The sequence below is a fragment of the Lysobacter sp. KIS68-7 genome (genome assembly GCF_021284745.1).
GTDB lineage: Bacteria > Pseudomonadota > Gammaproteobacteria > Xanthomonadales > Xanthomonadaceae > Noviluteimonas.
Window position 1 is genome coordinate 1,310,231 of sequence record NZ_CP089925.1, and the last position, 12,369, is coordinate 1,322,599.

Below are 12,369 nucleotides of genomic sequence, written 5' to 3' on the forward strand. Positions count from 1 at the left end.
ATGGATGAAAGGCGTTCGGACGAGGATGTCGACCCTCGACATCCGCCGTTGCCGGGGAGGGAGTGCGATGAGGGGATGCAACGCCGTTCTGGCGTGCGTGTTGTGCGCAGCGCTTTTGGGAACCGAGCCGGCGATCGCGGCAGAACTGCCTGCGAAACCAGCGACCGAAGCGCAGGCCAGCGACCAGGCCACGGAGTCGGAGGACGCGGCGGCGATCGACGCCGAAGCGACAGCGGACGTCGCGCCCGCCTCGGTGTCGAACGATCCTTTTGTCGGCATCGGTGAGGGCGCCGAAGAATTCGGGGACGCCTTCGCGTCCGGACTGCGTTCCTTCGCGATCGGCCCCGGTGCGTGGGCGTTGGGCGAGAGCAGCACGGCGATCGGCGCGCTGACCGAAGTCGACGGTCTCTACGGGCTCGCCGTCGGATATGGCGCGTGGGCGCGCATCGATCCGATGTCGTCGCAGGAACAGAAGCACCAGGTGGCCGTCGGTGCGTACGCCATCGCGTGGGGCCAGCGGGCCGTGGCCATCGGCGGCGGCGCGTCCGCGGTCGCGGGTTGGGACAGCGATTTCGGTGCGCTCGGAACGTCGGTCGTCGCCGTCGGCACGGGGGCATCGGCGAGCGGCCGTTACGCGACGGCCGTCGGCGACAGCGCGGTGGCGACATCGATGGACGGAGGCAGTTCCGCCTTCGGCGCGCGCGCCTACGCATACGGTCAGCACGCGACCGCCATCGGTTACGAAGCGTATTCGACGCAAGGGGGCACGGCGGTCGGGGCGGAAGCCAACGCGAACTCGCTCGACGCGATTGCCGTTGGCCGACATGCGTTCGCCAACGGGCGGGGTGCCATTTCGCTCGGCAGCACGGACGCCGCCGATCTGAACGGCGATGGGCTGCTCAATGCCGAAGAAATTACCTGGGCGAACGGCGTCAACGCCGCGGCGATCGGTGCACTGGCTAACGCGCAGGGAGAAGGCGCCATGGCGCTCGGCGCGAAGACGATTGCGCGGGGCGTCGGCGCGTACGCGACAGGACATGTCGCGATCGCATTGGGCGCGGGCGCATCGGCCTTCGGTGCGGGTGCGCAGGCAACGGGCGTGGGGAGCTCCGCGGTCGGCGCCGGCAGCGCAGCCGACGGGGAGGGCGCGCTTGCGTTCGGCAGTGGTGCGCTCGCTTTCGGCAAGGGTGCGGGCGCCGTCGGGTTCGATAGCGTCGCGATCGCCGACAACAGCCTGGCGCTCGGCGCGGGGTCGATCGCGGACCAGGTCAACACCGTGTCCATCGGAACCACCGGTGCGGAGCGGCGCATCGTGCACGTGGCCGATGGCGTCGACGATACCGATGCGGCGAACTACGGCCAGGTGCGCCGCCTGTCCGAGCAGTTGCAGGGCGTCAGCGATGCCGGTGCACTCGCGGTGCATTACGACGATGCGACGCGCGCGATCGTCACGCTCGAGGCGGGCACGCGCCTGCGTGGCCTGGGCGCCGGGCGCCTGGCCGTCGACAGCAGCGAGGCGGTCAATGGCGCGCAGGTCTTCGCGGTTTACGACCGCATGGCGACGGTCTTTGGCGCGAATGCTGCCATGGATGCGACGTTCACCGGTCCGAGCTTCGTCCTCGACAACGGCACGTTCGGCGACGTCGGCAGTGCACTCGGCGCGTTGCAGGACCAATCGCGGCGCCTGCGCGATCGCTTGTCGGCGCTGGAAACGGGCGTCGGTCCCGCCAGCGGCCAGTCGGATTACATCCATATCGATGGTGCCGGCGACGGCAGCGACGTCGCAACGGGCACGGACGGCCACCGTGGCGTCGCGATCGGCGCAGGCGCGCGCGTGGACGCGGCGAACGGCGTCGCGATCGGCGCGGGCAGCGTGGCGGATCGTGCGGACAGCGTCTCGGTCGGAAACGCAACGCAGCAGCGGCAGATCACGCATGTCGCACGCGGCACGGAAGCCAACGACGCGGTCACGGTCGAACAGATGCAGGACGGCGACACGCAGGTCTACAACCGGGCGCGGCAGTACGTCGACCTGCGCGTCGACCAGGCACTCGCCGCGCCGATGGCCGCGATCGGCGAACTGCGCACGGAGATGCACGATCGCTTCGGCGAACAGGATCGCCGCATCGACCGCCAGAGCGCGATGACGGCCGCAGCGATGAACATGGCCGGGAGTGCGGCAGGCGTGCGCACGGCCAACCGCGTTGCGGTCGGCGCCGGCATGTCCAACGGCGAACAGGCGCTTTCGGTCGGTTACCAGCGCGCCATCAGCGATCGCGCCGCGATGACGCTCGGCGGCGCCTTCAGCGGCAGCGAGCAATCGGCCGGCGTCGGCTTCAGCTTCGGCTGGTGATCGCGATGACGCCCTTCTTCCCAGCCAACACACGGAGATCCACGATGCAGGCTTCGTCGCTACGTCCTTTGGTCGTCGCCATTGCGCTCGTTTCGGGCATGGCGTCCGCTTCCACGCGATTCGATGCGTCCGGCGTGCGCGCCGGCGAACGCTACGACGGCGTGATCGTGCGTTACGTCAATGGCCAGGTCCCCGATGCGCGCAGCGCGACCTCGCGCGCGCAGTCCACGCTCGCCACGGCGGCGACGCAGGCGGCCGTCGCCGGCCTGCGCCTGGAGACCGTGCGGACTTCCGCATTCGGCGAGGTGTTGCGGTTCGCGCAACCGATCGACGATGCAGAAATGCGACGACTGCTGCCCGCACTCGCCGCCGACCAGCGCATCGCGTTCGTCGAGCCCGACGTGCGCATGCAGCACACGGGCCTCGCCGCCATGGCGGCGGCACCGGACGATCCGCACTACGCCAGCCACCAATGGCATTTCCACGATGCGATCGGCGGCATCGGCGCCCCGGAAGCATGGCAGGCGACCGATGGCGCGGGCACGGTCGTGGCGGTGATCGATACGGGCATCGTCGCGCACGCGGACATGGACGCGAACGTCCTGCCCGGCGGCTACGATTTCATCAGCAACGGTTGGACCTCGGGCCGCGGCGTCAACGGGCGCGCGCCGGGTGGCATCGACCTCGGCGACTGGTCGCTTCCCGGCGAGTGCTACGCGAACGGGCGCGACAGTTCCTGGCACGGCACGCACGTGGCCGCGACCGTCGCGCAGGTCACGCACAACGGCATGCTCGGTGCCGGCGTCGCGCACGGCGCGAAGGTCCTGCCGGTGCGCGTGCTCGGGCGTTGCGGCGGCAGCATGTCCGACGTGGTCGACGCCATCGTGTGGGCAGCGGGCGGCGATGTCCCGGGAGTCCCGACGAATACCACGCCTGCGGATGTGATCAACCTCAGCCTCGGCGGCGGTGGCGGTTGCACGCCGGGGACGGCGATTCATTCGGCGGTCCAGTTCGCCGTCTCGCGCGGGTCGACGGTCGTCGTTGCTGCGGGCAATGCGGCGGCGGATGCGGCCGGGTCGACGCCGGCGAACTGCACCCAGGCCATCACCGTCGGCGCGACCGACGTGCATGGCGCACGCACGTCGTATTCGAGCTACGGGACGGTCGTCGACCTGGCCGCGCCGGGCGGCGGGCGGCATCCGGACGATGGCGCGCGCGGGTGGATCTGGCAGGCAATGAACAGCGGAACGCGCGAGGCAGTGTCCGGCGGCGATGTCCTCGGCGGCATGGTCGGTACGTCGATGGCAGCGCCGCATGTCGCGGGCATCGCGGCACTGATGCATGCCGTGGCACCGCAGCGCCTGACGGCTGCGAGTGTCGAATCGTTGCTGCGCGGTACGACGCGCGCGTTTCCGATCGCGCCCAACGCATCGACGCCGATCGGCACCGGCATCGCGAGTGCGGAGGCCGCCGTCGCGGCGGCAGCCTCCGTCGATACCTGCGCGTTGCCCGCCGGCTGCGTGCCGAAGGAATCGGTGCTGGCCACGGACCGCGTCGTGGTGCCGGTCGCAACCAGCGCCGGCGCTGGCCCGAACGACGGACCCGTGTATCGCTTCGAAGTGCCCGTCGGCGTGACCCTTGCCAGCGTGCGCACGTTCGGCGGCTCGGGCAACGCGACCTTGTTGCTCCGACATGGCGCGGAACCGATGTCGACCGCCCACGACCAGCGTTCGGCGCGATCGGGCAACAGCGAATCGATCACCGTGCGCTATCCGCGCACGGGCATCTGGTACGCCAAGGTCGCCGGCGCCCACGCCGGCGTGTCCCTGCACCTGCGCATCGACTGATGCGCACCGTCACGAGGAATCCTTCCATGACAGGACCAACACTCCACCTCCCGCGCGTCGCGCTCGCACTGTTTGCCGCGCTCCTTCCCTTCGCCGCGATCGCATCGACCGTGCAGCCGCGCAACGTCGTCCACCTGCTCGAAGATGCGCAGGATATCGTCGTCGGCAGCGTGACCCAGGTCAGCGATGGCATCGATCCGAACGGCGTGCCGTACACGGAGGTCACGCTCGGCGTCGGCGAAACGCTGCGCGGCGACGCGACGCACACCTTGGTGTTCCGCCAGTTCGGCCTGCTTGCGCCACGTGTCCTCCCCGATGGCAGGACGCTGTACGCGGTGCGCCCACAGGGCTGGCCGCAATTCGCGGCCGGCGAACGCGTCTTGCTGTTCCTCACGCCACCCGCACGCCAGACGGGACTGCGCACGACCGTGGGACTCCTGCAGGGCAAGCTCACGATGACCGGCGACCGGCTGCAATCGTCGGCCGGGGAAGGCGCGCTGTTCGATGCAGTCGACACACGGAGCGCTCCGCTGACGACGAACGAACGCGCCATCGTCGATGCGCCCACCGCGAGCTACGACGCCGACGCCTTCCTCGCGTTCCTCCGCCGCGCGATCGCGCAACGTTGGGTCGAAACCGGGAGCGTCCGCCATGCGCCTTGACCTCATTCGCCGCACCACGCTCGCCCTCTCCATCGCCGCCTGCGCGCCTGCAGCGCAGGCCGGCGGTCCGTTGTACATCGACAAGGCGACGCTGCAGCCGGTCGCATGGCCCAACGCCGTGCCGGTGCGCGTGTTCACCGATCTCGGTGAGTTGGGCAACTTCGACAACGCCACGGCCGATGCGCTCGTGGCGGAGGCCTTCGCACAGTGGACAGGCGTCGACACGTCCGCGTTCGAGTCGACGATCGCCGGCGATGTCGGCGACCTGGGCTTGACGGACATCGGGTCGCACAACGTGGCCGGCGTCGTCGGCACGGACAACGGCGGCGGCATCCACGTGATCTACGACGACGACGGCCTGATCCTTCGCAATTTCTTCGGGGTGGACGGCAGCGTGCTCGGGATCGCGACGCCGGAATGGGGCGATGGCCCGGTCGTGACGGAGAGTTTCGTCGTCCTCGGCGGTGCTGCCGCGACCTGGGCCACGCCGCAGCAGATGTCGGGTGTCGTCGCACACGAAGTGGGCCATGCGATCGGCCTGGCGCACTCGCAGACGAACGGATCCGCCGCCTGGAGTTCGGAATCCACCGGCCCCGACGGATGTGCCACTCCATTTCCTTCCAACGCGCCGTACGCGTCGGTCGAAACCATGCACCCGCAAATCGTGTTGTCGTCGACCGGCTCGCACATGGGGACGGTCGACGTGCTCGACGATCGCGCGGCGGTCTCCAACTTGTATCCGGCTGCGGGGTGGCCTGCATCGGGCGCGAGCCTCACGGGGCGGATCCTCCAGGCCGACGGCACGCCGCTTACCGGCATCAACGTCATTGCACGCAACGTCGCCGAACCCTTCCAGGGTGCGATTTCGGCGATCTCCGGCGACCACACGCATGGCTACGCGGGGCCCGATGGTCGCTTCGCGCTGCATGGCCTCGTGCCCGGCGCCGATTACATCGTGTACGCCGACACGCTCGGCCGCGCCGGATACTCGACGCCACGCACCTTCCTGCCCTACGGCAAGTTCAGCGAGGAATACTGGAACGACGCCGAGTCCGGCGATGGCGCGGCCGACGCGCGCTGCGTCGCCACGCCCATCCTGGCGCAGGCGGCCGGTGCGTCCACGGACATCGACATCGTGTTGAACCGTCCCGGTGACGAACACTTCCTGCGCGTCATTCCCGTCCCCGGCTTCTCAGCCACCGACGTATCCGATGACGGGCACGTCATCGTCGGCCACATGGCGGTGGCGCCGAAACCGGGGGAGTTCTCCGCCCGCCCTGCTGCCGCGCGATGGTCCGAGGAAGACGGGCTGCAAATCGTCCCGGGCACCCGCGAGGTCGGCGGTTTCCCGCGCGTGAACGGAACGGGCGATGTGGTGTACGCCGGCTTCGCGGACGGCGCAGGTGTTTCGTGGGCGGGCCGATGGCGCGTCGGCGACGCGTCGGGGACGCCGCTCTCGGGCGGCAACATTCCCTTGAGCTCCTGCGATGACGGTGGCAGCTCGGTGTACGACATCGCCAAGGACGGCGAGATCGTCGTGGGGATCGCGTATCGCGGCGTGGGTTGCACTTCGCCGTTCGCCTTCCGTTGGACGGAAGCGACGGGGTACCAGGCAGTCGGAGGCGTCGGTCCGATGACGCGCGCCAATGCGGTCAGCGCCGACGGCCTCACCATCGCGGGCTGGAACGACGGGCATCGCGCCTTCGGCGGACGACAGGGCGTGTGGTGGAACCGCGGACGCCAGGCGTTCGCAAGTCCGTCGCCTGGTAATCCCTACCAGTTCTGGGGCGAGGCGCACGCCGTCTCGCACGATGGCACCGTCATCGTCGGCGGGCGTGGCGGTGGCGATGCAGCGATGCCGTGGCGCGCGACGCGTACGGGCGAACGTCGCGTGCTGGGACGACTCGACCCGGGCGGTGATTCCAGCGGCATTGCGACGGTCGTATCGCGCGATGGCACCGCCGTCTTCGGCTTCTTCAGATCGGCGTTCGATCGCCCCGCCTTCGTCTGGACCGAAGTGCTCGGCATGATGAACCTCGCGGAGTTCCTGTCCGGACAGGGAGCCGAACATGCGGAGCAGTTCTTGTTCGGCTCGCCGAGTGCCATCACGTTCGACGACAAGGTGCTCGTCGGGTGGGGCGCGATGGACGGCGCGAACATCACGTGGAGCTCGCGCCTGGAGTCGGTGGCCGTTTGCGAAACCGATGGCCTCGGCAACGACGTCACGCGCCATGTGGCGTTCCCGCACGGCATGGACGATGCGCTGCTGGCCGGCGCGCGCATCGGCCGCTGCGATCGCCTGTAAATGGAATCGCGTGCGGCGACGATGCACGTCGCCGCACGCTGCCGACGTTACTGCGCCGCGTATCGCACGCTCAGGAACCACTGTCGTCCCGGCTGCGCGTAGTACGCCGAGGTCTGGTAGTCCTTGTCGAAGGCGTTGCCCACGCGCGCCTGCAGGGTCCATTCCGGCGACGCGCGCCACTCCGCGCGCAGGTCCAGCGTGGAGAATCCGCCGACCGCGAGCGTGTTCGCCACGTCGTCCCAGCGGCGGCCTTCGCCGACCAGCGTCGCGCCGACGCTGAAATCGCCGAACGCGCGGTCGGCGTCGATGCGGCCCGTCGTGCGCGCGCGACGCGGCAACAGGTTGTCGTAGTCGAAGCCCTGGCTGTGGTTGCGCGGATCGACGTAGCTCGCCGCACCCGAGAGGTTCCATCCGCCGAGCGTCAGGCCACCGGTCAGTTCCGCACCGCGGATCCGCGCGCTGTCGAGGTTGTTCGCCATGAACAGCGAGATGTCGTACACGATCAGATCGTCGACCTTGGTCTGGTACGCGTTCAAGGCCCAGTTCCAGTCGGCCTTGCGCTGGCCGATGCCGAGTTCCCAGGTTTTCGATTCCTCGGGGCGCAGGTCCGGGTTGCCGAAGAACGGGAAGTACAGCTCGTTGAACGTCGGCGCCTTGAACGCGGTGCCCACGCTCGCCGTGAGGCGCAGGTCGTGCGCGAACGCGTAACCCCACGCCAAACCGCCCGTGGTGTGGCCGCCGAACTGTTCGTTGTCGTCGCGGCGCAGGCTGGCCTGCACGTTGTTCGCGCCGAAGTCGCCGAGGTACTGCCCGAACACCGCGTGGTTGTTGCGATCGGCGGACCACGCGCTGAACAGGTCCTCGACGTCCGCCTTGTCGCGCTGCCAGTCGAAGCCGGCCGTCACGGTGTGTCCGTCCGCCACGCGCACGTCGCCCTGCAACGAGGCGCTGTCGCGCTGGCTGGCGAACTGGTCGACGAAGCTGCGATCGCGCGAGTCGTAGGAGACGTCGCGGTTGCTGCCCGCGGACATCGTCCACGTCGTGCGGCCGACGTCGTAGCGGATCTTGCCGCCGACGACCTGCTGCGTGGTGTTGGACACGTCGGGCAAGCCGTAGAACGGATCGGAGTCGTATTCGTTGCGGCCCTGGTTGCGCAGCGCATTGCCTTCGATCACCAGGCCATCGATCGGACGCACGCCGCCGCGCAGCGAGATCGCATTGCTTTCGTAGCCGTCGCGATCCGGGTCGGGATTGTCGACGAAGCAACCGGCGAACACCGGCGTGGCGGCGCCGAGGCAGGACTGGAAGCCTTCGGTGGCCTGGTGGCTGTAGTCCGCGCCGAACCACGCGCGCTCGAAGCCGAAGTCGATGCCGGCGCTGAGTTCACGCAGGTCATCGGTGCCCGCGCCGAGGCGGAAATGCGGCCGCACGCCGTTCTGCGCCTTGCGCGTGAAGATCTGGATGACGCCGCCGATCGCGTCCGAGCCGTACAGGCTCGAGCGCGGACCGCGCACGATTTCGACGCGATCGATCAATTCGACCGGAATGTCCTGGATCGCGGTGAGGCCCGAGGTCGAGGAGCCCACGCGCACGCCGTCGACGAGGAACAACACGTGGTCCGACTCGGCGCCACGCATGAACAGCGTCGACAACTTGCCCGCGCCACCCTGGTTGACGAGGTTGATGCCGGCGCGTCCGCGCAACAGTTCGGGCAGCGAATGCGCCTGCGTGCGCTCGATCTCCTTGCGATCGATGACTTCGACCGCGGCGAGCGAATCGTCGACGGTGATGGCGGTGCGCGTGCCGGTGACGACGACGCGGTCGAGCTCCTGCGAGGACGTGCCGTCCTGTGCAAGCGCAAAAGAAGAAGACAGGGACAGCGCCAACGCAACCGCGCCGGCCAGGGAAGAACGCAACATGGGAACGACTCTCCAGCGCGCACGCCCGCGCGCATTCGGTGCAGGGAAGTTGCAGCAGCGGAGAGAAGCGGACGGGGCTGCGCGCGCATGGCGATGCAGCGGCCGCACGATGCCCTCCGCATCGCAACCAGTCGAGCTCCGTGGCCGGTCTCCGGGCTTGCGCGTCGAATCGTGTGCGAATGCACCGCGATCCGCGGCCTTCGCGCCTTCCCGTGCGATGCACAGTGGCGGTTGCGTCGGCCTGCGCGCTTACCGTTGCGGGGGCAGCGCCGGAATTGCGATCCATGGGGATCGCGCACCGGCTTCCCGTTTCAACCTCGGCGTTGCCACTGTCGGGCAGCGCCTCGGTCACCTCGAAGCGGGCGGCAGTGTAGCGTGAATGCGCAGCCGATGCGGCGTCGTCAGTCTTCGCCGGGCTCGTCGAACAGCCGGAAGGCCGGCGCGGCGTCTTCGGCATCGGCCACCTGGGTGGTGGTGACGGGCGAAGCGGCGGGTCGATTGCGCGGCGGCGGCAACAGCGCCGTGGCGGCGTCGGCGGCAAGGACGAGTTCGCTGCGGCGCGCCTCGGGCACGTCCTGCCAATGGCAGTCGAGCAAGGCGCCTTCCAGCGCATAGAGGAGATTGAGGCTGGGCTTGAAGCCGGCGCGCTTCACGCGCATGAACGCATCGACTGCGCCGACCGCTTCCAGGTCCTCGCGCGAGCGCAGGCCGACCTGGCGAAGCCAGGCCGCACTCTTCGGGCCGATGTTCCGCAGCTTCACCGTGCTCACCCCAAGCTCTCCATGAACAGTCGGGCGATCTCCTCCAGCCCCTCCTGATCCATAACGTCGAAGCGGGCGTGGACCGGACTGTCGAGGTCCAGCACGCCGACGAGCGCGCCCTGGTGCACCAGCGGCACCACGAGCTCCGAATTGGAGGCCGAATCGCACGCGATGTGGCCGGGGAAGGCGTGGACGTCGTCGATGCGCTGCGTGGTGCGCGTGCTTGCGGCGGCACCGCACACGCCCTTGTCGAGCGGGATGCGCACGCACGCCGGCAAGCCCTGGAAGGGGCCCACGACAAGTTCGGTGCCATCGAAGAAGTAGAAGCCCGCCCAGTTCAGATCGGGCAGCGCGTGGTAGATGAGCGCGGACAGGTTCGCCGCGTTGGCGATGCGGTCGCGTTCGCCGTGCAGTAGCGCGCGCGCCTGCTCGGCGAGTTCGGCGTACTGCTCCGGCTTGGTGCCGCTGAGGGAGGAGGTCGTGAACATCCGCCGAGTGTAGCGCGGCCACCGGGTACCATTGCCGACATGGATGCAACGCTGCCCCAAAGCATTTATGTCACCGGCACGGATACGGGCGTGGGCAAGACCCTGGCCAGTGCCGCGCTGCTGCATGCCTTGCGCGCACGTGGCCTGCGTGCGGTCGGCATGAAGCCGGTGGCCAGCGGCTGCGAACGCATCGAGGGTGCATGGCGCAACGAGGACGCACTCGCGTTGCAGGCGGCGAGCGATCCGCTGCCGCGTTACGAAGACGTCAATCCGTATGCCTTCCCCGCGCCGCTGGCGCCGGAGCTTGCATCGCGCGACGAAGGTGTCGATGTCGCGCTGGATCCGATCCTGCTGGCGCATGCACGCCTGCGCGCGCATTCCGACGTGGTCGTCGTCGAAGGCGTCGGTGGCTGGATGGCGCCGCTGGCCACGCAGGTGTTCCAGGCCGACCTGGTGCGCGCACTCGACCTGCCGGTCGTGCTCGTCGTCGGATTGCGGCTGGGCTGCCTCAACCACGCGTATCTCACCGCGCGCGCGATCGAAGACGACGGCGCCCGCTTCGCCGGTTGGATCGCCACCGGCATCGATCCCGCGATGGCGCGCGCCGACGACAACTTCGCGCTCCTTTCGAGCCGCCTCCGCGCGCCATGCCTCGGCCGCCTCCCACACGATTCCAAGCCGGATGCCGCGCGCATGGCGCGCCACCTTGCTTGGCCTGAAACGTGGCCTTCACGGCACGCTTGAGCGCGACGTGGCCTCCTGCGCGATGGCCTCCTGACTTCCGACAGGGGTCTTTCGCGCGTCAGGGCAAGCTAAACTGTCGCGTACAGTAAACGGACGAGAGGCACCCGCATGGCCCGGAAGCTTGGAAGCAATGGCGCGAACGCCGCAATCGCAGGCGTGCTCGCAACCGCGATGTTCGTCGCTGCATGCGGGAAACAGGATGCAAATGCCGGCATGGGCAACATGCCGCCGCCGGAAGTGGGCGTGGTCGTGATGAAGCCCGGCCCGGCCCCGTTGGTGAAGGAACTCGTCGGTCGCCTCGCCGCGTATCGCAGCGCCGACGTGCGCGCGCGCGTGGCCGGCGTGCTGCAGCGTCGCGCCTACGAAGAAGGCAGCGACGTGAAGGAAGGCCAGTTGCTGTTCGTGATCGATCCGGCGCCGCTGCAGGCCGCGCTCGGCCAGGCGATCGCGGCGGAAGCCTCGGCGGACGCCAACTACGCGAACGCGCGCGCCGCCGCCGCGCGCGCGCGCAACCTCGCGCCGCAGAAATTCATCTCGCAGTCCGATCTCGACAACGCGCTGGCCGCGGAACGTTCGGCCTCCGCGTCGGTGAAGGCGGCGAAGGCGGCGGTCGCCGCCGCGCGCATCAACCTCGGTTACGCATCGGTGCGCTCGCCCATCCGCGGCCGCGCAGGCAAGCAGCAGGTGACCGAAGGCGCGCTCGTGGGGCAGAACGAAGCGACGCTGCTCACCACCGTCGACCAGATCGACAACATGTACGTCAACTTCTCGATGGGCGTGGACGAACTCTCGCAGGTGCGTGCGGCCAACACGACCGGCACGCGCCGCGTGCAGGTGCTGCTGCCCGACGGCAGCGCGTACAAACACGACGGCACGATGGATTTCAGCGCCGACACCGTCGATCCCGCGACGGGCGCCATCGCGCTGCGCGCGCAGGTGCCGAATCCGGAACACCTGCTGCTGCCCGGCACCTTCGTCACCGTGCGCGCGACGCTCGGCTTGCAGAACAGCGCCTTCCGCGTGCCCGCCACGGCGGTGCAGCGCGACGTGAAGTCGGCCTACGTTCTCGTGGTCGGCGCCGACGGCAAGGTGGCGCGCAAGGACATCGTGCCGCAGCGCCAGGACGGTTCGGATTTCATCGTCAGCTCCGGCGTGGCGCCGGGGGACAAGGTCATCGTTTCGGGCCTGCAACGCGTGCAGCCCGGCGCGCCTGCCAAGGCGGTGCCGTGGACGCCGGAAAAGCAGGCGGCCGACAACGCCGCCCCCGCCGCGCAATCGCAGGGCTGACCG

9 protein-coding genes and 1 riboswitch are annotated in these 12,369 nt (G+C 69.2%); of the genes, 6 read left to right on the forward strand and 3 right to left on the reverse strand.

The genetic code is table 11. The features are described 5' to 3' along the window. The first annotated feature begins 67 nt into the window (after window positions 1-67). The 4 genes from LVB87_RS06240 to LVB87_RS06255 are packed head-to-tail and all read left to right on the forward strand — an operon-like array spanning window position 68 to window position 7,167. Window positions 68-2,353, forward strand: a complete 2,286-nt coding sequence (locus LVB87_RS06240) for a YadA-like family protein (protein WP_232900030.1) — start codon at window positions 68-70, stop codon at window positions 2,351-2,353. 44 nt (window positions 2,354-2,397) lie between these two features. After that, a complete protein-coding gene (locus tag LVB87_RS06245) occupies window positions 2,398-4,200 on the forward strand; it encodes a S8 family serine peptidase (RefSeq protein ID WP_232900031.1) in 1,803 nt (600 codons plus the stop codon). Between the two features lie 26 nt (window positions 4,201-4,226). Then, entirely contained in the window at window positions 4,227-4,862 is a 636-nt protein-coding gene (locus LVB87_RS06250) for a hypothetical protein (RefSeq protein WP_232900032.1), read from the forward strand. Then, a complete protein-coding gene (locus LVB87_RS06255) occupies window positions 4,852-7,167 on the forward strand; it encodes a hypothetical protein (RefSeq protein WP_232900033.1) in 2,316 nt (771 codons plus the stop codon). Before LVB87_RS06250 ends, LVB87_RS06255 begins: the two co-directional genes overlap by 11 nt. Before the next feature lie 47 nt (window positions 7,168-7,214). On the opposite strand, the gene btuB is transcribed toward LVB87_RS06255, so the two are convergent. The 3 genes from btuB to LVB87_RS06270 all read right to left on the reverse strand — a co-directional run bounded on the left by btuB (window position 7,215) and on the right by LVB87_RS06270 (window position 10,335). Next, window positions 7,215-9,086, reverse strand: coding sequence for a TonB-dependent vitamin B12 receptor (gene btuB / locus LVB87_RS06260; protein ID WP_232900034.1), 1,872 nt, complete (start codon window positions 9,084-9,086; stop codon window positions 7,215-7,217). A 124-nt stretch (window positions 9,087-9,210) separates the two neighbouring features. Then, a riboswitch (cobalamin riboswitch) is annotated at window positions 9,211-9,432 on the reverse strand. Window positions 9,433-9,487: 55 nt separating this feature from the next. Then, window positions 9,488-9,856: a TfoX/Sxy family protein gene (locus LVB87_RS06265; RefSeq protein ID WP_232900035.1), complete on the reverse strand. Its 369-nt coding sequence runs from the start codon at window positions 9,854-9,856 to the stop codon at window positions 9,488-9,490. Further along, entirely contained in the window at window positions 9,853-10,335 is a 483-nt protein-coding gene (locus tag LVB87_RS06270; RefSeq protein ID WP_232900036.1) for a GAF domain-containing protein, read from the reverse strand. The genes LVB87_RS06265 and LVB87_RS06270 overlap by 4 nt, the downstream gene beginning before the upstream one ends. A 39-nt stretch (window positions 10,336-10,374) precedes the next feature. Between LVB87_RS06270 and bioD the strand changes: the two genes are divergently transcribed. Both bioD and LVB87_RS06280 read left to right on the forward strand, forming a co-directional pair. Then, window positions 10,375-11,079, forward strand: coding sequence for a dethiobiotin synthase (bioD, locus tag LVB87_RS06275; RefSeq protein ID WP_232900037.1), 705 nt, complete (start codon window positions 10,375-10,377; stop codon window positions 11,077-11,079). A gap of 171 nt (window positions 11,080-11,250) precedes the next feature. Further along, window positions 11,251-12,366 carry an efflux RND transporter periplasmic adaptor subunit gene (locus LVB87_RS06280; protein ID WP_232900494.1) on the forward strand — a complete coding sequence of 372 codons (1,116 nt, stop codon included), beginning with the start codon at window positions 11,251-11,253 and terminating at the stop codon, window positions 12,364-12,366. The last annotated feature ends 3 nt before the right edge of the window (window positions 12,367-12,369 follow it).